Raw genomic sequence first — 24,417 nt, 5'->3', positions numbered from 1 at the left:
CTCACCTTCCTTTGTTATAAATCAATGTCATCTGTTGATTAATTGCTTTTTTATTGTCAATAAAAAGTTGGAGAAGCCGTTGGTAGGAACATTGTTTCTCATTGATAAATGTTTCTTTCATACGTGGACAACCTCCATGACATAGCCAGTTGAAGTAGGGACATTGTTTACACTGACTCATTGTCGTTTGTGGACGCTTTATAAATGAATAATATCGACTTGGTTGGAGAATTTCACTGAGTTCTTCTTCATGAAGTTTTCCCGTTTCAAAGCCATCCATCACATAAAAATCACAAGGGTAACATTTGCCATCTGCTTCAATGACTGCTTGTGGTTTACAGCCTCCATATCGACCACAAGTAATGGGCATTCTTTGATTCATCAAACGAATGCAATCATCAAACAAACTAATGCTCATATAATTTCCCAACTCTAATTGTTCGTACCATCGTTTATAGAATTGTTTATAAAAACTGTCGTATAATTCTGGTGTGCAAGCAAATGGACTCTCATAAACTGTCTGATTAAAATCGGGAAGGCATTCAATAATTTGAATATTGGATAGATTGTTTTCCAAATAAAAATCAAAAAGTTTATCTGGATTGTTGGCTAGATTCTTCGTTAACACTGTCAACACGTTATAATCCAATTCATATTTTTGAATTAGTTTTAATGATGCATAGACATGGTCAAAGGAACCTTTACGATGAAAAAAACGGTGTTTATCGTGGTTCTCTTTATAACCATCAATTGATATTCCAACCAAAAAATTATGTTTCTTAAAAAAATTAAGCCATTCCTCATTTAAACTTACGCCATTCGTCTGAATGGCGTAAGTAATCTCTGCATTATGATTTTCTTTATTTACTTCTTCAATAAAACTATAATAATAATCAATGCCTATTAATGTTGGTTCTCCACCTTGAAATGCGAAATTAACATGTTCTAGTGTTTTATCTTTAAGGGTATTTTTGATGATATTCTTTCGAGTCTCATCATCCATTAATCCATATGACTTCACTTTTCTACACTGACTCACATCATCATAGAAACAATAAGAGCAAACATTATCACAACTTGATGAACTGGGCTTGATTAAGACAGTAACGTCTTTGAGCTTGTTCATTGTAAATATTTATGAGTAATTGTTTTCATTTGTTCCCATTGATTTTCCATCTCAGCAACAAGTTTAAATTGTGTACGAGTTCTTACTAAGTTATGATCATCATAATGTGTTTTGAAATATGTATCACCAAGGAGATAATCTGTTAAGAATCTCATTCCACATTCTAACGTCATCATTTTTGAAGCTTCAGGGAACAGTTCGATTTCAGTATTTTCAATCTTGTTTTGTGCACCTTTAAGGAAACCTTGTATGTATGCTTCATATAAATCTAAATCAATGGTTATTTTACTTAAGTCTTTCTCATCTTCTAATCCAGTACTTGCACCGAAACGAATTGAGTCTCCAAAATCATCCAAAACAAATCCTGGCATCACAGTATCTAAATCAATAACACACAGTGCTTTATGGTTATCCTTATCAAGAAGTACGTTATTGAGCTTTGTGTCATTATGTGTAACACGTTTCTTTAATGTTCCTTCTTGGAATAATTGAGTGAACAAATGAGTGAACTCACTACGTTCTAGTGCAAAATTAACCTCTTCTTCAACATTTTTCAAACGATCAAGAGGGTCTTTTTCTATGGCATCTTTGAGATTTTGTAAGCGAACGGGTGTATTGTGGAAATCCTTAATTGTTTCACTTAATACCGTTGCATCAAAATCTGATAAGTAATATTGAAACAACCCAAAAGCATAGGCACTTTCGTAAAATTGCTCCTTGTTCTCAACTTGATCAAAACTAACACTGTCTTCAACAAATAAATAAGCACGCCAATAATTTCCATACTCGTCATTAAATAAATATGAATTGTCATTTTTCAACGAAATTAATTGTAGAACTTCTCGATCAAAGTTACTGCCTTCAGGCATTTTTTCTTTAATATGTTTCGTAACGTATTCTATATTTTTAACTAACGATTCTGGATCTTTAAATGTATGATGATTGATTCTTTGTAGAATATAATTTTTCTCACTAAAATCCACTTTATAAGTGTCGTTAATGTGACCATTTCCATAAGGTATCCAAGCGAGTTGTTCACCTTGAAAGTTAAATGCATCAATGGCATTTTGAACTCTAGTTTCTTCTTTTATTGTTCCCATAATTTTTCTGGATAAACTCCTTCCTCTTTTAATTTTTTTATTTCATTCATAACGATAATTTTATCTTCTTGATATGTGACCCCAAACCATTGACTCATGCTTGGTTTAACGTCTACACTCATGGTTTTATTTAGATTTCTATCGACAACAGTTGGTAAAAAATACTCCGATTTTTCAATATTTTCTAAGTAGTCATTTTTTAAGAATCGTGTTAAATCTTCAGAGATAATATCAAAAATGCTTGGTTTAAATCCCCAACAATTCATAGAAACTAAAGTTTTAGGATCCATTTCTTCTAATGAATTATCTTTACGTACGAATATTTTTCCATCCTTAGTTATAATATCTGTTTCTTCAACAATTGCTTGTAACTTCCCTTGTTCCACACTACAAACGCCACGAGAAACGCTTCCTTTTTCACTAATAGTTTTTTGCAATTCAAAAGGCGCTAAAATATGCTCATTCTCAATTTTATTGTCAATTAAAAATCGATGAATTGTTTCTAAGGTTTCTCTTCCATAAAAATCATCAGCGTTAATAATTGCGAAATTTGATTTCACAACATCTTTTGCACAATATAAAGCATGGCCTGTTCCTAAGGGCTTTTCGCGTTCAATCTTCATGTTAAGTGGATTTGTATTACTATCTTGCATAACATATTTCACCGAAAGCATTGAACTCATTGGTTTACCAATCTTTTCATGAAATTCATCTTTAATGGATTCACGAATGATGAAAACAACTTCATCAAATCCTACTTTATAAGCATCATAGACTGAGAAATCAAGCAGAGTATGACCCTGTTGATCCATACTGTCCAACTGTTTTAAGCCACCATATCTAGAACCCATACCAGCAGCAAGTACTACCAAACTAGTTTTCATAGACTCTCCTTTTCTTTTACATACCCCAACATACCCATCACACCAGCATCTTCGATTAACCTTGACTGTTTAACGATTGGTGTTGGAAGATAATCAGGTTTATACTTCACCATTTCCTGGGTAATTAATTCCAATAAGAAATCGCCTGCATTAGAAATTCCACCACTAATCACAACGAGATCTAAGTCCAAAACGACGTAAAGATTTAAAATAGCATGTGATAAATGTTTAAAGTTTTTCTCTAATAACGATCGATATTGTTCATCGCCACCCTTGGCTAAATCAAACATTTCTTTAACTGTGATTGGTTCACTCACTTGACGCTCAAGCCCGCTTTTTGAAACATAGGTTTCTAAACAATTTTGTCCACCACATGGACATGTTGTTTTCTGATCTGTTTCAATGTGAATATGGCCAAATTCTCCTGCAAGTGCATGAGATCCTTGATGAATCTGATGATTGAGGATTAATCCTGACCCAACTCCGGTTCCAAGTGTAATTGTCATAGAGTTTGGAAACCCTTTAGCTAAACCATAGTAGTATTCACCCAAAGCAGATGCATTGGCATCATTCATTACGTAAACATTTGTATCCAAATAATCTTTAAATTCTTTAATTACATTTTTTTTATGCCAATTTAAATTGACACATATTTCTGTATAGCCACTATCATCAATAACACCAGGTATCGCAAGACCAACTGCTCTTATGACCCCGGTGTTATTATCTGCGTATTCTTGGATGTGTTTAGCAATATCAGGAATGATGTTTCTTCCGTTATGTGTCGTATCGGTAGGAAAGGATAGTCTGGATATAGATTCACCATTCATGATTGCTATTTCAATATTTGTACCGCCAAGATCTACGCCTACAAAGAGATTGTTCACCTTACCACCATTTGATAAGGTCAGTTACTTTATTTCGTAAATCAACAAAATCTTTTGAGAGGATATCACGTGGTCGTGGCAAGTCATTAATGATTTCCTCTTTGATTTTAGTCGGTTTATTGGTCAGCACTAGGATTCTTTCGCCAAGATAAACTGCTTCTTCTATATTATGTGTGATGAAGATAACAGTTGTTCCTGTACGTTCCCAAAGCTTAATTAATTCATCTTCTAATCTAAAACGTAATTCGATATCAAGTTGTCCATACGGTTCGTCCATTAAAAGCAACTCTGGTTCTGTTGCAAAAGCTCTTGCAATAACCACTCGTTGTAACATACTGGTTGATAATTGATCAGGATAATAATCACGGTATTCATTCAATCCGACAATATCAATATACTCATCAACAAGACTTTGAGCTTTTTCGCCCTTAATTCCTTTAATATCAAGTCCAAAGCGTACATTCTCTTCAACCGTTAACCATGGCATTGTAGAATATTCTTGGAAGATATAGGCGACGTTGTGCTTATCAAGATCGACGACTTCACCATCAACGAGAATCTCACCTGATGTTGGTTCATAAAGCTTTGTAATACTATTTAAAAAAGTTGTTTTACCACAGCCTGTTGGCCCAACGATACAGAGAAACTCACCTTTTTTAACGTCAAATGATATATCATCTAAGACTAGTAAATCACCGAATTTCTTTGTTAAATTATTGACTTTTACTTTTACATTTTCGCTCATTTTTTCTACCTCCTACAATGACTTATCCATGTTGTCAGTGATTTCTTGTCGTAAACGTAGAAATTCTGGATCAACATAACTACGCGGGAATGGCAAATCAATTTTATATTCTTTTTTGATTTTTGCAGGTGTATTTGTGACAAGAATAATTCTGTCTGCTAAGTATACCGCCTCTTCAATATTATTCGTAATAAAGATGACCGTTCTTTTTTCAGTTTCCCAAATTCTTTGCAGTTCTTCTTGCATTAAGTAACGGGTTTGAGCATCTAAGTGACCAAATGGTTCATCTAATAATAAGATATCCGGGTTGTTTGCATAGGCTCTTGCAATCCCTACACGTTGTTGCATCCCACCTGATAGTTGATTAGGATAACTCTTTTCAAAGCCATCTAACCCTACAAGATCGATATAATGCTTGGTGATTTCATCACGTTTTATCTTATCTATTTTTCTAACTTTAGGTCCAAATTCGACATTCCCTTTTACTGTAAGCCATGGAAATAATGCCATTCGTTGATAAACAACTCCTCGTTTAGGGTTAGGTTTTGTCACCAATTCTCCATTATCAAACACTTTTCCACTGCTTGGTTTTTCAAGGCCTGCTAATATGTTAAGCAACGTTGACTTTCCACTTTGACCTGGTCCAAATATAACTAAGAACTCATTCTCCTTTACTGAAAAGCTAATGTCATCAATGACATGATTCTCAGTTTTTCCATTATAGCCAGGAAATGTTTTAGAAACATTTTGGCAAACTAGTATATCTTTTATCTTTGATTCCATTTGAGTAATTTCCCTTCTAGTAAAGCCATTCCGCTTGCAAGTAAATATCCAACAATTCCAATTGCTAGCATACCCACCATAATCTGTACTGTATTCCCTGTTGACATTCCCATAACAATTAACCAACCAACCCCTTCGTCTGAGCGAATCATTTCAGCTCCAACAACGGCTGACCAGCCAGCTGTAATCGCAATTTGCAATCCAGCAAATATATAAGGAACAGATGCAGGTAAGACAACTTTGAAGAATACTTGACGTTCATTGGCCCCTAACATACGTGCTGCTCCTAATAATTCTTGATCAACACTTTTTGTTCCATCGTATGTATTGACTAAAATAAAGTTGAAACATCCTAAGAAAATAATAAAGAATTTACTTTCATTACCTAAACCAAACCATAGTATTGATAAAGGGACCCATGCTAAAGGTGGAATTGGACGGATAAACTCAACAATTGGCTTAATAATTGCTTCTGCTGTTTTTGAGTAACCCATAGAAACACCTAACATAATTCCAACAACCGTTGCAAGAGCAAAGGCAATTCCTACACGATATAAACTAATTCCAATATGGGTTGGCATTGTATGACGACCAATTGGAACCACAAAACTTTTTAAAAATTCACTGATAATTTTACTGGCTGGTGGCAAGAACATGCCTGCACTTGTAAACTGAGCCAATAATTCCCATACGGTAAGGAAAAGACCAAATGCAACAAGCGTCATGATGGCTGTTTTTTTCTTTTCACTAAAATTTTCAAAATTCATAAATTATGCCACCTCTTTTCTACGAATGACTTTTTTCTGTAAATACTCCAAGGCTGAAGACATTAAATAGCCAACAACACCAATCGTAATCATTCCAACAATGATAATATCGGGTCTTCCTAACATTCGACCCACTTGAATCATATATCCAACACCTTTTGTAGCTGCTAGTAATTCAGCGGCAACCAAGGCAACCCAGGATGACCCTAGTGCTAAACGTAATCCTGTAAAGATCATTGGTAAAGCTGTTGGGATTGCTACTTTAAATAACATTTGTCGATTAGTTGCTCCAAATGTACGAGCAACCCACAAGTGAACTGTTCTTGTCTGTTTAATCCCTGCATAAGAGTTTATGGTTGCACTGATAAAGGCTGCAAAGAAAATAATTCCAACTTTTGACCAATAACCAATCCCTAACCATAAAATCATTAATGGAATCCAAGCAAGGGCTGGAATTGGACGAATGATATCAAAGAGTGGTTTCGCAAATCGTTCAAATTTACGACTCCATGCCATGCCAATTCCAAGTGGCACACCAATCACGACTCCCAGGAAATAACCACCTAAAGCAATTTGTAAACTTGCCCAGATATGCTCAAACAATGATGCACCATCAGGGTTTTTACCGCCCATTAATTTATAGATAAATGTATCAACCACTTTTCCTGGACTCGGTAAGATTAAATGCGATACAAGATGTAAACCATCTGTAACTAACCACCAAACAAACAGGACAGTAGAAACTGAAGCGACTGATATTAATGTGTATTTTAATCCGTCTTTATTTTTTTTCATATTTTTCACCTACTTAACGAATTGTGAATCAATTGATGTCTCAAATTTTTCTGTTAAACTTGCATCAATTTGTCCTTGGGCAATGTAGAATTCTCCAAGTTCTTTAGCGAATAAACCAAGGTCACGATCTTTCCATGCATCTTTTTCAATAAAGTTTGCACGTTCTAAATCTCCGACAACGCTTTCACGACTTTGTTCAACACCATTTTTCTTTAAGAATTCCATCATGAGGTCAGCAGCTTTTTCTTTGTCTTTATTTATTTCAGCATTTGCTTCCATCACTAAGTTTACATATTTTTGAATTAATTCTTGCTTTCCTTCAACTGCTTTGGGGTTGGCAACAATCATGTCAACATAACGTGTTCCTAAGTCAGCTAAATTTCCAAGTTGAACCATGTCATCATTCACAGCATCAAAGAATGTTGGAACATTCAATGCAGCCATATCAGCTTGGTCAGCCTTTAGAGCTTGATAAGCTTGAACAGTTTCCATATTCACAATATTGACATCTTCTTGTTTTAAACCAATTTTTTCCAACCATTTTAACGTTGTGAAGTGCTGTGCTGTACCAATAGGCAAGAGAATTGTTGAACCTTTAACAGATTCTTTATCACCGTATACATTTGGGAAGGATGGATTCAATCCTTTCACTTTAGCTGCAGGATGAGCTGGTTTTGTGAAAATACCTAAACCATCAAGTGACTCTAGAACTTCACCAATAATCATCATGTCATAATTAGCAACACCCGTTACTGCTGCCGCACCCATAGCACCAACATCCCATAGATCTGCCGCTACTGCTTCATTCATCGGTGCTCCTGTTGAGAACATTGTACTTTCAATCTTGAAACCATTTTTAACATCAAGACCATTCTCAATAATGTACTCAGTTGGTAAACTTGTTATAAAAGGCATCATCGCAACTCTCAGGACTGGTAAATCTTTACCATCATTGTTTGCTTCTCCTTTATTATCAGCATTTTTTGTACCACATGCTGTCAATAACAAGACGACCAATAATGTTATTGTTATTTTTTTTATATGTTTCATTCTTTCCTCCTACAGGGCATGTAACCCTTTACATTGTTATTATAAGAAGATTGACATAAAAAAAAACCTCATTCTTTTGAGGTTAATTTCATTATTTTTATATTTGAAATCTTTGACGTCAATTTATTTGATTATACTTTAAATATTTTGACTATCGATGGTTTTGTTTACGATATTCATAAGGGTTAATCCCAAATTCCTTCTTAAACAATGTTGAAAAATAGCTAACGTTATAGTATCCTACCGCATTCGCAACTTCCTGAACTTGATACGTTGTATCTAATAAAAGAACTCTCGCTTTTTCCAATCGTAATTCAGAGAGGAACGCCGAATAGGTTTTATTCATTTCTTTTTTAAAACTTCGTGATAAATATTCAGGATTGAGATTGACAGCATCAGCAACAATGTCTAAACTAATCGGTTCATGGTAATGCTGTTCAATAAACTTCAAGGCTCTTGCAATCGGCATCGATAAACGACTTCGATCAACCGTTTCCCCGATTGAAAAACTTTCATTATATGCTAATAATGCATCTTTAACGATCATAAAATTCTTGCCTTCATGGATCGTTTGTTTGACATGATTTAGTTCTTGCAAAGAATAATCAATGTTTTGATTTGCTAAGTTACCGTATAAAATTGAAGCAATATCTAAACATATCTTTTTAAATAAGATCACATTACTATTCTGGTTTACTTCAACAAATTCCAATAGTTCATCAATACTGTTACTTCGCTCAGAGATTCTTGATGTAATAATTTTTTGATAAAATTGAGTTAACTCAAAGTCTTTAGCATTCTCTTGGCGTTGTATTTCAACAATACTATTTTTACGATTGAAAAGTTGGATTACTTTACGTTGGTCATAAAATGTTAACATTAAAGAATGAATCGATTCATAGATTGATAGATTCACAGTTTTTATCGTATCATGAAGCGCACTCACCCCTGAAACTAAGCAATCTGTTGACTTTATAATCTGTTCTAATGAGTTAATTTCTTGAAGTCGATCCATTTCACTAATATAGTTTGTCAGTGAAATAATGATCGTATACACATATTTATTGCTTTCAAATTGATGTAGAATCTGATACTTTTCCTTAAATAGTTCAGTTAAATAGATCCTGTTTTCCACAATATCCTTATTCCAAAATGACAACGCCACAAAATTATTCATTTTAGTATTAACCATTTGTTCTTTTAAACTAAGAATATCGTCTTCTGATAAGGCTTCTTTCTTTAATAATATTTGTTTAATAATTGGATGATTATTCGGCCCTTGTTGAACATCTGAATAATCTTTAAGTTCAAGATTTTTAAAATATTCTTGAATTTTTTCTTTATTCATCTCTGTTTTCAAAAAATAATCATCGGCATGGTTGCGAATCGCTTCACGAGCAAATTCAAATTCAGAATAAGCTGTCAACATAACGACATACGTATTGGGTTCAATGGATTTAATTTGAGTCAGTAGTTCTAAACCATTCATCACTGGCATCTTAATATCACTTAAAACAACATCGGGATGATGTGCGTTGAATAGTTCAAGCGCTTCTTGACCATTTTTAGCGATACCAACAATTTCGATCCCTTCTAAATCAACAAAGCAAAACTCGAGCCATTCTGTGATTAAGCGTTCATCATCTGCAATTAGTATTTTCATATGCTCTCCTTTTTGTTTGTCTTGGGAATAATAAGTCGAATAATTGTGCCTACGTGTTTTTCGCTGATAATATCAAACTTACCTTCGCCATTGTATGTTAAGTGAATTCTATTGGCCACATTCACTAAACCAATCGATTCACTGGGTTGAAGGGAAAAGTCCGCAAGACTTCCTTTTATTTTTTCTATTGTAGTGTCGCTAATACCGATTCCATTATCAATAATATCAATTGAGAAAAATGATTCATTTAACGAATAAACATGAATCGTTATCCCACCATAATCATGTTTAGGCTCAATACCATGAAAGATTGAGTTTTCCACAATTGGTTGTAGAATCAGGACAGGAACTTCTTCTTTTAGTAAATCTTCTTCTACTTCTATCTCAAAAATAAAACGGTCTTCATATCGTATTTGTTGTAAACGTAAATACTTTTCTGTTGATTCTAATTCCTTTTCGACCGTAACTAAACTGGTGTCAGAGGAGAAGGTTGAATTCAATAGACCGGTGAAAGCATCAATCATATCCAAAAGTTTATCTTTTCGATCCATTTCTGCCATACAACGAATTGAGAAAAGAGTGTTGTATAAGAAATGAGGATTGATTTGCGCTCTAAGGAAGTTCATTTCTAAATCTTTACGATAAGACTCATGGGTCACAATTGTTTTTAAGAGTTCGTCTATTTGCATTACCATTTCATTAAATGTAGTACTGAGGTCGTTCACCTCATTGTATGATTTAATATCACTGCGGATATCAAAATTACCCGCTTCCAATTTTTTCATTGATTTTGCTAAATCGTACAATGGTTGTGAGATATGTCGACTCACATAATACGAAATAAATAAGGCAACAAGTACACAGATAACCATGGCAAAGATAATGTAATTAATCGTTTGATATGCTTCATTAAAAACATAACGAGTTGATGTTTCTTCTATAATTGTCCAACCCGTTGCTTCATCATGGACCATCGAAAATAGATAATCACCATGACTTTTATTAATAATTAAATAATCTGACTCAGGATATAAATTCGCAAAGTTATCGTGACTAAAATAGTTTAACCCTAAAAAAGATTGATCTTGGTGAGAGATAATATTCCCGTTTCGATCAACAATGTAGATGATACTGTTTTCATCAAGCAAGGGTTCATACAATCGCCGAAGGTAAGTTTCACTCACTGTGATCATGATTGTTGCTAAATCTTCTCCATTTTCATCCTTCAATTGTCTTGAAGCACTAAAGACATATTTGTCTTCACCACTTCCAAATTTATCATTGAAACTACTAATGAAAGTAATGTCGCCATTCTTATCATAAATATTCTTAAACCATAATTGATTTTTTAAATTTACATAGTCATAGTCACGTTCTTCAAAATTATAATTAAAACCATTGTTAGACATAATGATAACATTGTACTTAATATTTACATCATTAAAAACATGGTTGTATGTCTTTTGTTGATTGTTGATGTAATCTCTTAATGCTTCATCATTATCCACACTCTCTTGTTTAAACTGCTCAACAATATAACCATCATAGCTCATTAGGTTTAAAGCAGTAATACTGGAGTTTTTAACAACATTGGCACGTTCACTGACTTGCTTTAGAACGTCTTTTCTTGACGCTGATATTTCTTTAAATAACGATTGTTTCGTAACATTTATCAACGATAAAAACACAACAGCGATAAAAAGTAAAAACGTAAAAAAGTATGCAAAAAACAGATGATTTCTCATTGAATTAAATTGCTTTTTTTTACGTTTATCCTTCATATGATTATCCTTTCGCCTATTGGCTTTTGTGTTCTTCTCTTATGACGAAGTCCGCATCTGCATGGCTTACTTTTCCTTTTGACCAAAGGCCAGCTTTGTTGACTTGTCCTGAACCATAGACTGCTTCTTTGGCACCATCAATTTCAGGGTTCACATATTTAAAGAACCAACGTTCTAAATCAAATCTTAGCACATTCGCAACCTCATGATACATATCTTTATACTCTTTTATTAAATTATTATACTCCTTTGGATCCTCGTTTAAATTATATAATTCATCAGGCCCAACAGGATATCGTTTAATATATTTATAGTCTTCACTTCGAATCATGCGGTTAGGACCATACTCATCAAAGACATAATCCCGTTTTGTTGATGAACCAGTTCTTAAACTGGAGGCAAAACTTTTACCAGGATAACTGTTATCAAGCTCATAATCAATCCCAACATAGTCTAAAATTGTTGGAAAAAAATCATACGCAGATAAAAGTTCTTTTGAAACAAGTCCTTTCGGAGTATACCCTTCATGACTTACAATGAATGGAACTTTTACAGATTCATCGTACATATTGATGGGATAGGTTCCATTTCCTTTTCCCCAATACCCATGTTGTCCACAACTAAAACCATTATCACTTGAAAAGATAATTAAAGTGTCTTTTTTAATCCCTAAATCATTCAAGGTATCGATAATTTTACCAATATTGGTGTCCATGGCTGTTGTTGCAGCAAAGTAGCCACTCAAGTTTCCATGTAAATCTTCCTCTACCATGTCCGTTAAATAAATAGCATCGGGATGACGTTGATCATCAGGAATACTCTTAAATGCACAGTCTTTGTATAAATCTAGGTATTCTTGGGGATGGTTGTTGATCCAAGGTGAATGAGGTGCAGTATAAGCAACTGAAAGATAGAATGGCTTATCCATGGTATGTGTTTCGTTGATAAAGTGAATCGCATCATCTGTAATCACATCCGTCACATAACCTTCAGCTATTTCAAATTTACCATTTCGGTAGAATGGTGCATTGTAATAGGGACCTGAACCTGATTTGTGAGCAAAGAAGTGATCAAAGCTTTTTTGAACTTTTGAACTTTTCCCTAAATGCCATTTTCCCGATAATCCACAACGATATCCATGTTGAGTTAAAATATCAGTATAAGCAACTTGTCCTTCAAGGTATTCAATTTCTTCAAGTCCTTCACCATCTTGAACCCAATCATGAACACCATGCTGACTTGGTATTTTACCAGTCATCAATGAAGCTCTTGCCGGTGAACAAACAGGCGAAGCACAGAAAAAATCATCAAACTTGATTCCTTCTTCTGCAAGTTGATCAATATTTGGCGTTATGATATCCTCATTGCCACTTGTTCCCAAAGCCCAAGGTCCAAGGTCATCCGCTAGGATAAAAATAATATTAGGTTGTTTCATTTTCTTATTTCCTTTCACGTATAGAACAAAAAACAGTCTTTGCTGTTTTTTGTTCTTACATTAACTTTTATTTTGTAAACTTAGGATCAATTGCTGTTTCAAATTTTTCCATTAAGCTCGCATCAATTTGTCCTTGTCCGATATAGAATTCTCCAAGTTCTTTAGCAAATAAGCCAAGTTCTCGATCTTTCCAATCATCTTTTTCAAAGAAATTAACACGTTCTAAGTCACCAACAACACTCTCACGACTTTGTTCTACACCATTTTTCTTTAAGAACTCCATCATTAAGTCTGCTGCTTTTTCTTTATCTTTATTAATTTCAGCATTCGCTTCCATGACTAAATTAATATACTTTTGAATAATTTCTTCTTTACCTTCGACTGCTTTAGGGTTAGCGACAATCATATCAACATAACGTGTTCCTAAATCAGCTAAGTTTCCAAGTTGAACCATCTCATCATTCACTGCATCAAAGAATGTTGGTACGTTTAATGATGCCATGTCTGCTTGATCTGCTTTCAACGCTTGATATGCTTGGACAGTTTCCATGTTAACGATGTTGACATCTTCTTGTTTCAATCCGATTTTTTCTAACCATTTTAGAACTGTAAAGTGTTGTGCTGTTCCGATTGGTAAGAGAATCGTTGACCCTTTTACAGAATCTTTGTCTCCGTATACATTAGGGAATGATGGATTCATTCCTTTTACTTTTGCTGCTGGATGATCTGGTTTAGCAAAAATCCCTTGACCATCAAGTGATTCTAAAACTTCACCAATAATCATCATGTCATAGTTCGCAACACCTGTAACTGCTGCTGCTCCCATTGAACCAACATCCCAGAGATCTGCTGCTACAGCTTCATTCATGGGTGCTCCTGTTGAGAACATTGTACTTTCAATTTTGAAACCGTTCTTAACATCAAGGCCATTTTCTATAATGTATTCAGTTGGCAAACTATTGATGAATGGCATCATCGCTACACGTAGTACTGGTAAATCTTTGCCATCATTATTTGCATCGCCACCATTATCTTTCTTTTTGGTGCCACATGCTGTTAATAGCACGAGTACTAGAAGTGCTATTCCGAATGTCTTATATTTTCTCATTGCTTCCTCCTATGCGGGTGTAACCCCTTTCACACCATCATTGTATCTTTATATTTTATTTGATTTATTTCAATTTTATGATAATTATGATGTTATATTGATACATTTGCTCTTAAACTATCAATATTTTGTCTGTTTTTTTGTGTTTTTGAGGTTTTTTGCAATATTTTGACTTTTTTTATTGTTTATTAGCGGTCAAGCATTCTAGACTCAAAACAGTCTGGTCTATGAAAATTGGGTTTTTCACTCTCAATCATGAAAAGACTTTGGAAATGTAAATTCTCTTCTGTTTCTGAAATTTTATAAGCATTAAACCACAATGGTTTTGTGATATCGATCGTTTCATGATTGGCAAGAACAAGCCAAGGAATATCCAATCGGACACTCCAAAAAGTTTTATCTAATACAATCGAACGACGGATTCTTTTTAGGTTTGTTGAACTAATTTTAATTCGTTCTTCTGTTGTTCCATATTGAGCCAAAAGAGCCCCAGTACGATTAAACTCAAAGTTAAAGTAAGATTTCTGATCAAAACTTAAGAAAAACTCCATTGCACTGTCTTTATAGACCGGGTCTTGATCCTTATAATAACGTGTTAGAGGTTCTTGTTCATGTGCACGCATTTCAAGATAGAGGTAATTGTCATCAAACGCAAGTTTTAATGTTGTATCGACTGATTTAATGCTATTCCATAGGACATGATTTAATTTTAATGGTTTCACATCTTCGAGTTCATTGTATGAACGGATGCGGCTTATCTTATTGGTATCCATGAGGATTACCTTTCTGCCAACGCCATGAATCTTCACTCATATCTTTTAGGCTATACTCTGCTTTCCAGCCTAACTCATTGAAGGCTTTGCTTGCGTCTGCAAAACATGTTGAAATGTCTCCAGGACGACGTTCTTGAATTTTGTAGGGTATATCAAATTCAACCACTTTAGAAAAAGCATCAACGATATCAAGAACTGAGTAACCTTGCCCTGTTCCTAAGTTATAAATATATTCTTGACCTGTGTTGAATTGTTTTAATGAGGCAACATGACCCTTAGCCAAATCAACAACATGGATATAATCACGAACTCCTGTTCCATCTTCTGTATCGTAGTCATTTCCAAAGACTGCGAGTTCTTTGAGTTTTCCTACTGCAACTTGAGTAATGTAAGGAATTAGATTATTTGGAATACCATTTGGATCCTCACCAATTCGCCCTGACTTATGAGCTCCAATTGGATTAAAATATCTTAAAATCACAACACTCCATGTTGGATCTGATAAGTGTACATCTTTTAGGATTCCTTCAACAATTAATTTAGATGCTCCATAGGGATTTGTGGTACTAAGTTTAGCATCTTCAGGGATTGGCACGACTTCTGGTGCACCATAAACTGTAGCTGATGAACTAAACACAATGTTTTTCACTTCATGCTCTTTCATCACTTCGAGTAATGTGATGGTTCCTGCAACGTTATTTTTATAGTACTCAATTGGTTTTTCAACTGATTCACCCACAGCTTTTAATCCTGCAAAATGAATCACACCATCCACCTTTTCTTTAGAAAAAACTTCACTTAGTTTTACCTTATCAGTAATATCAACTTGGTAAAAAGGAATTGAACATCCAACAATTTCTTCAACCCTTTCCAAAGCAACACTTGATGCATTGGATAAGTTATCCACAACCACAACATCATGACCTTGTTCTAATAATTCAATAATTGTATGGGTCCCAATATAACCAGCCCCACCTGTTAATAATAATTTCATAGTTTGTCCTCCTGATTAAATAGTAGCACGTCGATAAACATTTTCAATCTCCTTTTACAAACATCACAATTTATCATAAGGATTGTCAAATATAATAAAAAAAGACACCTTAATTTGAGGTGCCTTCGATCTTATCTGTTAATTCAATAATCTCATCAATCATTTGACCAATAAAATTAATCGTTTCTAAGAGGGGTTGTTCTGTTTCCAAATCAACATCAACCATCTTCGCTAAATCGAGAGGTGTTTTAGTTCCGCCTGCTTTTAAAACATCGATCCATTGCTCAATCTCTATTTCATGATTGATAACCTTTTGACTCGCTTGGGTCGCAATCGTTAAACCTGCACTATAAGTATAAGGATATAATCCCATATAATAATGAGGTTGACGCATCCATGTTAGTTTAGCTTCATCGTTAATTACAATCTCATCACCCCAAAACTCTTGAATAACATCCTTCTTAAGTGTATTTAATACTGTTGTGGAAATCGCTTGACCTTGATCCACTAAACGATACACTTCTCTTTGGAAAGCTGCTTCAAGTAGATGAGTGACAAAATTATGGTAATAAGTACGACTAATTATGCTAGATAAGACCCATCGTTTAAAACGATCATCATGACTTGTACTCTTTAAATGGTTCGCCATTAAGAGCTCATTCATTGTGGATGGCGCTTCAATAAAGTATAAAGATGGTCTCACATTCAAGATATTTTGATGTTTCCCTGCCAAATAGAAATGACCCGCATGACCAACTTCATGAGCTAAGACAAAAACCTCTCTCATTCTCTTAGTCCAATTAATGAGAATATACGGATGGTTTCCATATGGACTACTGCAAAATGCTCCCGTAGATTTACCAATGTTTTGAGGGAAGTCAATCCATCGATCATCAAATGCTTGATTAACCATTTCTAGATAATCATCACCAAGAACGCTTAAACCATCTAGTAAATATTGCTTTGATGCTTCAATTGAGATGGTCGGTTCAAAGTCGGGATCAACACTCAGCTTCAAATCAGCATAGGTCATTGTTTCTATGCCATGAATTCGTTGTAACAATTTTGCATACTTTCTCATATGGGGTGCTAAGTGTTCCATTATCAGATCAATCTGACGATCATACAATTCGACACTCACTTCTTGATCGAATAATAAATAGTCAAAGACAGAATCAAATCCTTTTAAGTCTGCCATTACTTTCTCTTTCGTTACTTGATTTTGATAAATGGCTGCAAATGTATTTTGATACTTACCCAGTTCCTTATGAAAGTGATTAAATGCCTCTCGACGAATCTCGTCATTATCCTCATACTCGAATTCGTTTTCATAAGATACAAACGACATTGGATAAGACTCTCCATTCACCTCAAAATTAGGAAAATCAATGTCTGCTAGTTTACTACGATTATACATTGAGTAAGGTGCTCCCAAAACAGATCCCAATGCTGTAATGGCTTGATTAACCTCTGGACTTAACGCATGTTTTTTTTCTTTAATCTTTTTTTCAATATACTTTTGATTCTCTTTATTTTCACTGGCAGCTTTTGTTAAAACAATATCTTCCACCGTCATTAATTCTGTTTCAAAAAAACCTAAAATATTATTTAGATTACTGGCAGCAATTTGATATTCTCCAGAACGGTTTAGATTCACGTCATCTTGTTGGTTTGTATTCAAATGTAAGGATTGATATGTACCAACAGCTGTCATTTTTTGCAAAATAATTTTATAATCAGCCAATGCTTCATTAATAATTTGCGAATTTTTAAGTTCGCCTTTATACTGTTTCGCAAACGTATTAGCATTCTCTTCCAGTTCAATTAATGTTTTTTTAAAATCCGCATCATTTTCAAATAAACTTCCTAAATCCCATGTATCTTTTAGATTGACTTCATTTCTATCGTTAATTTTCTGTGTCATAGTAGTCTCCTTTTACTTATTATACATTATTCATAGAAAAAAGAAGATCTTAATGTGTCAGAGCAAATGATTAGGATTTTAGAATGCAAAGTAGTTAAGATAAAAGAAAAATGATTTTATCTTTGCACTAACTTTTGTCTTAAAGTAACGATCATTCTCGGTCCTACACTTGCTTTTGAATTTAATCCTTAGCAACAGATAATGAAAGCTCATCGAACAATCTTTGACTTGTTTTTTGTTGTATGTTACGTAGACTATGCTTCTAAAGCCGAGGGGGGAATAAAAATGAGAAAAAAAATTAAAGTCATTAGTGCATTTTGTTTAACGATTTTGTTAGCACTAGGAGAGGTCGAAAAGTATGCAGAGTAAGCATAGGAGTACAATAAAACTTTGGTTGCTTGGGGCATATGTTGTTTTAGTTAGCACCCTCTCTATGAATGAAATAATTAGGTGGCTTGAATCTAAAAAATATGATGAAATTTTAATAGCAATTGTTTATTCCTTTATCCTTTTCATGACAACTGTCATAATCAGATATATTAAAAAAGGATTAAAGAAGTGATTCCATATAGTTGAAGAGTTTATTTAAGATGTATTTAGTAAGGATTGATTTCTGTATTGCACAAAAGTTAATCCTTTTTGTTTGATTTTGAGTTGTCTGACGATCCATATTCAAGTCTCTCAACACGTCACTCCTTTAAAAGAGTGTCTTTGACTTCTTTTTTTGTACATCAGTATCTTACGATTTCTTGTTAATGTACACTTTAAAAAAGTGAACCTTTTGAAGTTCACTTTAAATACCGTCTTTAATAATTAAATTGATTCGCTTGATGCTTCTAAATGTTTAAATGACTCTTTCAAGATTCGACAATGAACACCATTTACTCCATTTGCTACTTGTGTTACATGAAAATCTCCTTTAACACTCAACGTTGAATAGGCTAACTCTTTTGAAATATTATAACGATGTGCTAAAAAATTAACCGCTTCGATGGCTGCTTCTTGGATTGCTCCATCAAGTCGGTAGCCATATCCATGAGTTTCCCAATGAGTACCTGAATCTAAGATTTGGTTCTTAAATATCTTTTTATCTTTATGCAAAATAAGTTGAATTCGTCCATTAATACTGCCCTCAATGGCTGTTCCACTTAATTCACCATCTCCTTGAGCAAAGTGTGAATCTCCAACATAAACACCAGCTCCTGGAACCTGCACTTTAAAAAACATGGATGTTCCTTTCACAAAATTCTTATTATCAACATTCCCACCAAAGTTTTTGGGGTGTAATGAATGAATTTTTCCAGAATCTTTTGATAGAACTCCAGCTACACCAAAATGCAGATTTAATGGAATTGCTAGTTTTTCCTTGATTGGAATTCTTGTTATTTCATTTTCATCAACAATAAGTCCAGGTGCATTAATGGGTCTTGGATATAAATATTTAAAAATCGGATACGTTGTTTGTGTTTCTGGATCGACTTCATAAATGAAGACAGTTTCTTTATGACCAAAGTAATTTGATAAATTACCCCAGTTCGCTAAAACATTGGATCCATAATTCATCCGTGGTTGCATATCAATAACTTTCATTTCAATCACATCGCCTGGCTCTGCATTTTCAACATAAATCGGGCCTGTGACTAAATGATCACCCATATTTCTACCTTCGTTATAATCGTAAATTTCTTTAATCACATCATCGAAAAGATAATCGGTTGCATCCCCCGATTGGTGATTAAGCGCTTCTATGTCAACATAATCGCCTGAATTAATATGTAATACAGGATCCCATGAGTTATCATAGAAGCCCCACTTAACAGTATCAATTGCTGCTTTTAGTGTATGTACTTTTTCCATAATAACCTCCCACTATCGCTATCTAATTCTATTATAACCTAGCATTAAGCGACTAACATTATCCACTTCGGATAAACATGTTGATTAATATTGCTGAAAACGGCAATAATTGGTATAATTTAGGTATAAGAAAGAAGTGGTAGTGCAATGTTCATAATAACCGATATATCGTTGTTTAATTCATTCAAGAATGCGCAGTTCTTTTTGCATGAATCAATTCATCATAAAGTGTACAATGAGTTGGTTCCTTTTTCATTAAAATACGATACTATTCACGAGAAACAACTTCCTGTTTTAATGGCTTCCGCTATGAGTTCGCGTATCAATCATGTCCGCTTGAACATAAAAAATAGAGGAATTACAGCTTTGGTTTTGATTGTGGATTCCGTTGAACATGAGTGGATTAGCGATTTTTATGATGATGGCATTTCACTCATCGTTGTTGAATCAACAAAAAAAGATATTTTTTCAGATATTTTAAATGAACTGAATGAATATAAACAAGCTGTTTACACTCGTGTTTCTAAAGCCGAATCTTTTTTACAAAATTACAGTCGGACACACTTAGACTTTTTAGAAATATTGACATTATTAAAAAATGATTGCGGATTCGATAGCGTACTTCTTAGCGGTAACAATGAAGTTCTAGCTACGACTTCTCCCTATCACAACGTCAGCGAGCTAACGCTGAAACAACAGTTAATTAGTGTTAAAAATACGATTACATTGTTTAATGCGTCCTTGAAATTTGACGACTTAACGGCAATCGATGGCATCTGGATGCGAATACCAGTTGTTGAACAAGATTATTATCAATTAATTGTCCTCGACAATAAAATACTCCGATACGCTGACACTTTAATCTTAGAAAAGATTGCTAATGCTATCCGTTTTGAGGCATTGAAACGTATCGCCTTAGAAAGTTCTGCAGTCAAACGGATGAATGAAGTCTTTGATAACCTCTTGAACGGAAAGCATTCTAGCTATGAAGATTTAGTCAACAACGCCCATCTCTTAGGCCTAAAGGAAACACTTCGATATCGAATCATTACCATTGGTTTTTTAGATGCACAAAATTCTTGGTTGATTTCTGATCCAGTTCGTTTCAAGTCAGCTTTAGACTTAACCATACAAAAACTCGAGTCCATTTGGCCACAGTTTTTCTTTCGACAATATTCTAATCGAATTACACTGCTGGTTGATGACGCTTCTGACTCTGATCGACAATTCAAAGAACTTCTAAAACCTCAGATTGAAGATGTCATTAAAATACTTGATCAACAATCTATTTTATTGAAGGTTGGGGTGAGTGACAAAGCCGATATTCGTAATATACACCTCAAATCAATCCAATCCTTACAAGTTATCAAAATTTCACAACTCTTAAAATCAAATGAATCCATTATATTTTTTGATAATCTAGGTATCTACAAACTTTTTATAAAATTGCAAGGAAATTATAATTTACTGGAAATTATTCCTCAGGTAATCTTTGATATTGAAGCCTTTAACAAAGAATACTTGGAGACTTTAATTGTCTTTTTGGAACAAAATCAGAATTATAGCCTGACAGCTCGAACCCTTTACATTCATCCTAAAACAGTTAGATATCGCATAAAAAAGCTTGTTGAAGACTTTAATCTTAATTTAGAGTTACCCGAGGTTGTGATGAATTTACAGATGGGATTTAGAGCGTATGACTTAGAGAAAAGCAATATCATTCTATAACAATTAAAAAAACTGAACAATTTGTTCAGTTTTTTTAAGATCTATTTCACAATTCTGGTTCCTGTTTTTCCTTCAATCGCTTCAGCGGCTTTATCTAAGGAGGTGATAATGGCTTCACCGTTATTTGACAGTTTTACAAAGCGCTGTGCTGCTTCAACTTTTGGAAGCATTGAGCCAGGTGCAAAATGACCTTCTTTCACATACTGGTTAACGTCATTTAAATTTATTTCACTTAACCACAGTTCATCTGGTGTATTATAATTTAATGCCACCTTATCCACTGCAGTAAGAATAATCAACATGTCAGCATCTGTTTGAAGTGCAAGTAAGGATGCCGCGGCATCTTTATCAATGACCGCATCCATTGCGATATACATGTTATCTTTATCGACAACAGGAATTCCACCACCACCTGCACATATAACAATATTTCCGTACTCAACATTTTGTTTAATTGCATTCACTTCAACGATTTTCTTTGGTAATGGCGAAGCAACAACTTGACGAAAGCCACGACCTGAATCTTCAACATAATGTTGGTATCCTTTTGCTTTGATATCATTTTCTGTATAGAAAGCACCAATTGGTTTGCTTGGGTTAGCGAAACTTGGATCATGTTCATCCACTTCAACTTGGGTCAAGACTGTGATAACATCTTTGTCAAGTCCTTCGTGACGTGCTAATCGATTCAAACTATTTTGCAAGTGGTAACCAATATACCCTTGTGACATCGCGATACTTTCAGGTAAAGGCATAACTTCTAAATGATCATCAATTGTTTGTCCTTGTTCAAATGCAAGTTGAATTTTTCCAACTTGTGGACCATTTCCATGCACAACAATGACCTCATTGCCTAATTTCACAAGATTCATTATGTGTTGTGAAGCATGGTTAATCGCTTCTATTTGTTCTGTATTCGTTTCACCTAAGGCGTTTCCACCAAGTGCGATTACAATTCTTTTTTTCATACATTCTCCTTCTCTAAAATCATCAATCCTAATAAAATTCCTGCTAAGGTATCTTTACCAGACGAGGATCCAAACGCTAACATTTTCGTAATTCTTTTTTCGATTATTTCTCGATCATCATTGGCTTTATAAATATCAAGAAGGACTTGGTAAAATCTTCCTTCAATCGCTTCTCTAATAAACGACTGACTAATTTCGTTTGTTTTATTTTGCGCTAACAATTCATTGAGAACCTTGAAGAATTCTATATCCAAGTAAGGGGTCATTGCATGCAAAAATAGCATTCCTATGATGACATCATCACCTGAAGGTGTTAAACCTTTGCCTCTTCCAATCACAAAGTTAAGAAAATGATCAGAAGATGTTGAATAGTGTTGACTGAGTTGTTCCACTAAAACATTGGTTGACACATCAAATCCTGTTGGATAATTTTTTTCAACGATGATATCTTTAATCACGGTTTGTTTTTGAGAGCTTAGACCCAATGGCTTGACCTGATAGTCCTCAATTTGAGCATGCTTAAAATCAATCATCAGACCCCATTCTTTAAGATGAATAACTTTATCTGCAATGATTACATTAGGGATTGTGTTTTTTAATATAACTCGTTTTAGAAGATGAGGATCGACATAAATTGATGTTGATCCCCGCCTTCCACCGATATATATAATTTGGTCTTCGACTTTTAAATTAAACCCATGTTTGAATTCACTATGAAATTTAATGGGGACATCACCGGAAAGATAAGGGATAATATTTTTTGGAATAATATCGACCCTTACTAACATAACTTAATGACCTAATTTTTTTGCGTATGCAAGAATTGCTTTTTCAAAGCACGCTAAGGGTGCTTCAACTGTTCCGGCTCCAATTTGTCCCATTCCAGCAATTTTGTGAGCAATCCCTGTATTTATAATTGGTACAATTCCTGTCTCTACAACACGTCTTGCATCAATCCCAAGCGGTGTACCTTTAAAATCCCATGTCGGTATTATGAAATTAGGATTATTATCGATACATATTTCTTGCATTGTGTTGGAAATTCTTAGGGCATCATCAAAGCCGCCTGTCCCAACAAAGCGTGTAACAGCTGGTGCAGCAATCATTGACATTCCACCTACACCGTAGGTTTCAGTAATCGCACTATCCCCCATATCTGGGTTGGCATCATCACCAGAGTAACCTGTGAAGTATAGACCTTGTGGCGTATTAACAGGTGCTGTAAACCATTCATCGCCCATACCCGCAATTTTTATTCCGAAATTTTCACCATTTCTTGCCATAGCAGTAACAATCGTTCCAGATTCAATTTGACGAGCACTATCCATGACAGCTTTTGACGCCGCCATTGCAATGTTTAGGAAAAATTGATCCGTGTCAGCTAAAAATTGCATGACATCATTTTTATCATTTGCATCAATATCAAGACTTGTGATAATGGGGGCAACTTCTTTTAAGAATACAAGTGAAGCCGCAATATTTCGTTGATGAAATTCATCACCCATTGCGATTGATTTAGCCATCATTGGATTAATTGAAAGACCGCCTTCGATTTCTTGTAAAGCCAAACTCAAGGTTGGTCCTAATTTTTCAGACATCCATGTCAAGCGGTCAACAACTTCTTGCGAATAAGCACCAAATCGTAACACCGCACCAATTCCTTCATTCATTTGACAATATGCGACAGTACCAAACGTTGTTTCTTCTACAACTAACATTGGCATATTCGGTGAGGTAATTCCTCCCATTGGTCCTACAGCATTCACATCATGACAAGGAATAAATGTAATTTCTCCGTCTTCTAACATTTTAAATGCGGCCGCTTCATCATCAGCCCAACCTTCAAATAAGATCGCCCCTACACAAGAACCTTGCATTGGTGCACTCATATTTTCGTATTTAATTGGTGGACCCGCATGCAATAAGACATGATCTTTCATTTCTGGAATCAAATCTTTTGCGTAACGGACATCTTTCAATATTGGCATTGTTTTTTTAATACGATCAACAACAGCAATGTTTGCTGAATCTATAGTTTCAAATTTCATC

At 34.5% G+C, this 24,417-nt stretch carries 21 protein-coding genes; 1 reads left to right on the top strand and 20 read right to left on the bottom strand.

Going from position 1 to position 24,417, the window contains the following annotated elements:
* Position 1: 1 nt before the first annotated feature.
* The 17 genes from GVV10_RS01515 to GVV10_RS01435 form a co-directional block, all read right to left on the bottom strand.
* Positions 2 to 1,126 carry a radical SAM/SPASM domain-containing protein gene (locus GVV10_RS01515; RefSeq protein ID WP_159518841.1) on the bottom strand — a complete coding sequence of 375 codons (1,125 nt, stop codon included), beginning with the start codon at positions 1,124 to 1,126 and terminating at the stop codon, positions 2 to 4.
* On the bottom strand, positions 1,123 to 2,226 hold the full coding sequence (locus GVV10_RS01510; protein ID WP_159518830.1) for a phosphotransferase enzyme family protein: 1,104 nt from the start codon (positions 2,224 to 2,226) through the stop codon (positions 1,123 to 1,125). The genes GVV10_RS01515 and GVV10_RS01510 overlap by 4 nt, the downstream gene beginning before the upstream one ends.
* On the bottom strand, positions 2,214 to 3,110 hold the full coding sequence (locus GVV10_RS01505) for a sugar phosphate nucleotidyltransferase (RefSeq protein WP_159518820.1): 897 nt from the start codon (positions 3,108 to 3,110) through the stop codon (positions 2,214 to 2,216). The genes GVV10_RS01510 and GVV10_RS01505 overlap by 13 nt, the downstream gene beginning before the upstream one ends.
* Positions 3,107 to 3,997, bottom strand: a complete 891-nt coding sequence (locus tag GVV10_RS01500) for an ROK family protein (RefSeq protein WP_159518817.1) — start codon at positions 3,995 to 3,997, stop codon at positions 3,107 to 3,109. The genes GVV10_RS01505 and GVV10_RS01500 overlap by 4 nt, the downstream gene beginning before the upstream one ends.
* Before the next feature lies 1 nt (position 3,998).
* The gene (locus GVV10_RS01495) at positions 3,999 to 4,742 is read right to left on the bottom strand and encodes an ABC transporter ATP-binding protein (RefSeq protein WP_159518815.1); all 744 of its coding nucleotides are present in this window, start codon (positions 4,740 to 4,742) and stop codon (positions 3,999 to 4,001) included.
* Positions 4,743 to 4,754: 12 nt separating this feature from the next.
* Positions 4,755 to 5,525 carry an ABC transporter ATP-binding protein gene (locus tag GVV10_RS01490; protein ID WP_159518813.1) on the bottom strand — a complete coding sequence of 257 codons (771 nt, stop codon included), beginning with the start codon at positions 5,523 to 5,525 and terminating at the stop codon, positions 4,755 to 4,757.
* On the bottom strand, positions 5,510 to 6,292 hold the full coding sequence (locus tag GVV10_RS01485) for an ABC transporter permease (RefSeq protein WP_159518811.1): 783 nt from the start codon (positions 6,290 to 6,292) through the stop codon (positions 5,510 to 5,512). The genes GVV10_RS01490 and GVV10_RS01485 overlap by 16 nt, the downstream gene beginning before the upstream one ends.
* A gap of 3 nt (positions 6,293 to 6,295) precedes the next feature.
* Positions 6,296 to 7,087, bottom strand: a complete 792-nt coding sequence (locus GVV10_RS01480; RefSeq protein ID WP_159518809.1) for an ABC transporter permease — start codon at positions 7,085 to 7,087, stop codon at positions 6,296 to 6,298.
* 9 nt (positions 7,088 to 7,096) lie between these two features.
* Positions 7,097 to 8,137, bottom strand: coding sequence for an ABC transporter substrate-binding protein (locus tag GVV10_RS01475; protein WP_159518807.1), 1,041 nt, complete (start codon positions 8,135 to 8,137; stop codon positions 7,097 to 7,099).
* 151 nt (positions 8,138 to 8,288) lie between these two features.
* Positions 8,289 to 9,800 (bottom strand): response regulator transcription factor, encoded by a 1,512-nt coding sequence (locus GVV10_RS01470; RefSeq protein WP_159518805.1) that lies wholly within the window; start codon positions 9,798 to 9,800, stop codon positions 8,289 to 8,291.
* A complete protein-coding gene (locus tag GVV10_RS01465) occupies positions 9,797 to 11,581 on the bottom strand; it encodes a sensor histidine kinase (protein ID WP_159518803.1) in 1,785 nt (594 codons plus the stop codon). The genes GVV10_RS01470 and GVV10_RS01465 overlap by 4 nt, the downstream gene beginning before the upstream one ends.
* Positions 11,582 to 11,597: 16 nt before the next feature.
* On the bottom strand, positions 11,598 to 13,016 hold the full coding sequence (locus tag GVV10_RS01460) for a sulfatase-like hydrolase/transferase (RefSeq protein ID WP_159518801.1): 1,419 nt from the start codon (positions 13,014 to 13,016) through the stop codon (positions 11,598 to 11,600).
* A 67-nt stretch (positions 13,017 to 13,083) separates the two neighbouring features.
* A complete protein-coding gene (locus tag GVV10_RS01455; RefSeq protein ID WP_159518799.1) occupies positions 13,084 to 14,124 on the bottom strand; it encodes an ABC transporter substrate-binding protein in 1,041 nt (346 codons plus the stop codon).
* A gap of 188 nt (positions 14,125 to 14,312) precedes the next feature.
* Positions 14,313 to 14,897 carry a carbohydrate-binding family 9-like protein gene (locus GVV10_RS01450; protein ID WP_159518797.1) on the bottom strand — a complete coding sequence of 195 codons (585 nt, stop codon included), beginning with the start codon at positions 14,895 to 14,897 and terminating at the stop codon, positions 14,313 to 14,315.
* Complete coding sequence (gene galE / locus GVV10_RS01445) at positions 14,884 to 15,891, bottom strand: UDP-glucose 4-epimerase GalE (RefSeq protein WP_159518795.1); 1,008 nt, start codon at positions 15,889 to 15,891, stop codon at positions 14,884 to 14,886. Before galE ends, GVV10_RS01450 begins: the two co-directional genes overlap by 14 nt.
* Before the next feature lie 109 nt (positions 15,892 to 16,000).
* On the bottom strand, positions 16,001 to 17,815 hold the full coding sequence (gene pepF / locus GVV10_RS01440; RefSeq protein WP_159518793.1) for an oligoendopeptidase F: 1,815 nt from the start codon (positions 17,813 to 17,815) through the stop codon (positions 16,001 to 16,003).
* Positions 17,816 to 18,628: 813 nt separating this feature from the next.
* Positions 18,629 to 19,672: an acetamidase/formamidase family protein gene (locus GVV10_RS01435; protein WP_159518791.1), complete on the bottom strand. Its 1,044-nt coding sequence runs from the start codon at positions 19,670 to 19,672 to the stop codon at positions 18,629 to 18,631.
* A gap of 147 nt (positions 19,673 to 19,819) precedes the next feature.
* Here GVV10_RS01435 and GVV10_RS01430 point away from each other — a divergent pair, with 147 nt between their 5' ends.
* Positions 19,820 to 21,400, top strand: a complete 1,581-nt coding sequence (locus tag GVV10_RS01430) for a PucR family transcriptional regulator (RefSeq protein ID WP_159518789.1) — start codon at positions 19,820 to 19,822, stop codon at positions 21,398 to 21,400.
* Between the two features lie 41 nt (positions 21,401 to 21,441).
* On the opposite strand, the gene arcC is transcribed toward GVV10_RS01430, so the two are convergent.
* From arcC to GVV10_RS01415, 3 genes are read right to left on the bottom strand one after another with little or no spacing between them, the layout of a single operon-like run.
* The gene (arcC, locus tag GVV10_RS01425; protein WP_159518786.1) at positions 21,442 to 22,368 is read right to left on the bottom strand and encodes a carbamate kinase; all 927 of its coding nucleotides are present in this window, start codon (positions 22,366 to 22,368) and stop codon (positions 21,442 to 21,444) included.
* A complete protein-coding gene (locus GVV10_RS01420) occupies positions 22,365 to 23,156 on the bottom strand; it encodes a DUF2877 domain-containing protein (protein WP_159518784.1) in 792 nt (263 codons plus the stop codon). Before GVV10_RS01420 ends, arcC begins: the two co-directional genes overlap by 4 nt.
* A 3-nt stretch (positions 23,157 to 23,159) precedes the next feature.
* Complete coding sequence (locus GVV10_RS01415) at positions 23,160 to 24,416, bottom strand: YlbE family protein (RefSeq protein WP_159518782.1); 1,257 nt, start codon at positions 24,414 to 24,416, stop codon at positions 23,160 to 23,162.
* Position 24,417 lies beyond the last annotated feature (1 nt).

The sequence above is a fragment of the Erysipelothrix urinaevulpis genome, from assembly GCF_009828835.1.
Taxonomy (GTDB): Bacteria; Bacillota_I; Bacilli_A; order Erysipelotrichales; family Erysipelotrichaceae; genus Erysipelothrix; species Erysipelothrix urinaevulpis.
Note: the sequence above shows the minus strand (reverse complement) of the source record. Positions and strands in the feature narration are given on the sequence as shown.

Bases quoted from the DNA above. Each gene is read 5' to 3' on its own strand.
- GVV10_RS01435 (WP_159518791.1), bottom strand. From the start codon at position 19,672: ATGGAAAAAGTACATACACTAAAAGCAGCAATTGATACTGTTAAGTGG.
- GVV10_RS01480 (WP_159518809.1), bottom strand. From the start codon at position 7,087: ATGAAAAAAAATAAAGACGGATTAAAATACACATTAATATCAGTCGCT.
- GVV10_RS01465 (WP_159518803.1), bottom strand. From the start codon at position 11,581: ATGAAGGATAAACGTAAAAAAAAGCAATTTAATTCAATGAGAAATCAT.
- GVV10_RS01490 (WP_159518813.1), bottom strand. From the start codon at position 5,525: ATGGAATCAAAGATAAAAGATATACTAGTTTGCCAAAATGTTTCTAAA.
- GVV10_RS01430 (WP_159518789.1), top strand. From the start codon at position 19,820: ATGTTCATAATAACCGATATATCGTTGTTTAATTCATTCAAGAATGCG.
- arcC (WP_159518786.1), bottom strand. From the start codon at position 22,368: ATGAAAAAAAGAATTGTAATCGCACTTGGTGGAAACGCCTTAGGTGAA.
- GVV10_RS01505 (WP_159518820.1), bottom strand. From the start codon at position 3,110: ATGAAAACTAGTTTGGTAGTACTTGCTGCTGGTATGGGTTCTAGATAT.
- GVV10_RS01485 (WP_159518811.1), bottom strand. From the start codon at position 6,292: ATGAATTTTGAAAATTTTAGTGAAAAGAAAAAAACAGCCATCATGACG.
- GVV10_RS01515 (WP_159518841.1), bottom strand. From the start codon at position 1,126: ATGAACAAGCTCAAAGACGTTACTGTCTTAATCAAGCCCAGTTCATCA.
- GVV10_RS01470 (WP_159518805.1), bottom strand. From the start codon at position 9,800: ATGAAAATACTAATTGCAGATGATGAACGCTTAATCACAGAATGGCTC.
- GVV10_RS01415 (WP_159518782.1), bottom strand. From the start codon at position 24,416: ATGAAATTTGAAACTATAGATTCAGCAAACATTGCTGTTGTTGATCGT.
- GVV10_RS01455 (WP_159518799.1), bottom strand. From the start codon at position 14,124: ATGAGAAAATATAAGACATTCGGAATAGCACTTCTAGTACTCGTGCTA.
- GVV10_RS01420 (WP_159518784.1), bottom strand. From the start codon at position 23,156: ATGTTAGTAAGGGTCGATATTATTCCAAAAAATATTATCCCTTATCTT.
- pepF (WP_159518793.1), bottom strand. From the start codon at position 17,815: ATGACACAGAAAATTAACGATAGAAATGAAGTCAATCTAAAAGATACA.
- GVV10_RS01510 (WP_159518830.1), bottom strand. From the start codon at position 2,226: ATGGGAACAATAAAAGAAGAAACTAGAGTTCAAAATGCCATTGATGCA.
- GVV10_RS01460 (WP_159518801.1), bottom strand. From the start codon at position 13,016: ATGAAACAACCTAATATTATTTTTATCCTAGCGGATGACCTTGGACCT.
- GVV10_RS01450 (WP_159518797.1), bottom strand. From the start codon at position 14,897: ATGGATACCAATAAGATAAGCCGCATCCGTTCATACAATGAACTCGAA.
- GVV10_RS01495 (WP_159518815.1), bottom strand. From the start codon at position 4,742: ATGAGCGAAAATGTAAAAGTAAAAGTCAATAATTTAACAAAGAAATTC.
- GVV10_RS01475 (WP_159518807.1), bottom strand. From the start codon at position 8,137: ATGAAACATATAAAAAAAATAACAATAACATTATTGGTCGTCTTGTTA.
- galE (WP_159518795.1), bottom strand. From the start codon at position 15,891: ATGAAATTATTATTAACAGGTGGGGCTGGTTATATTGGGACCCATACA.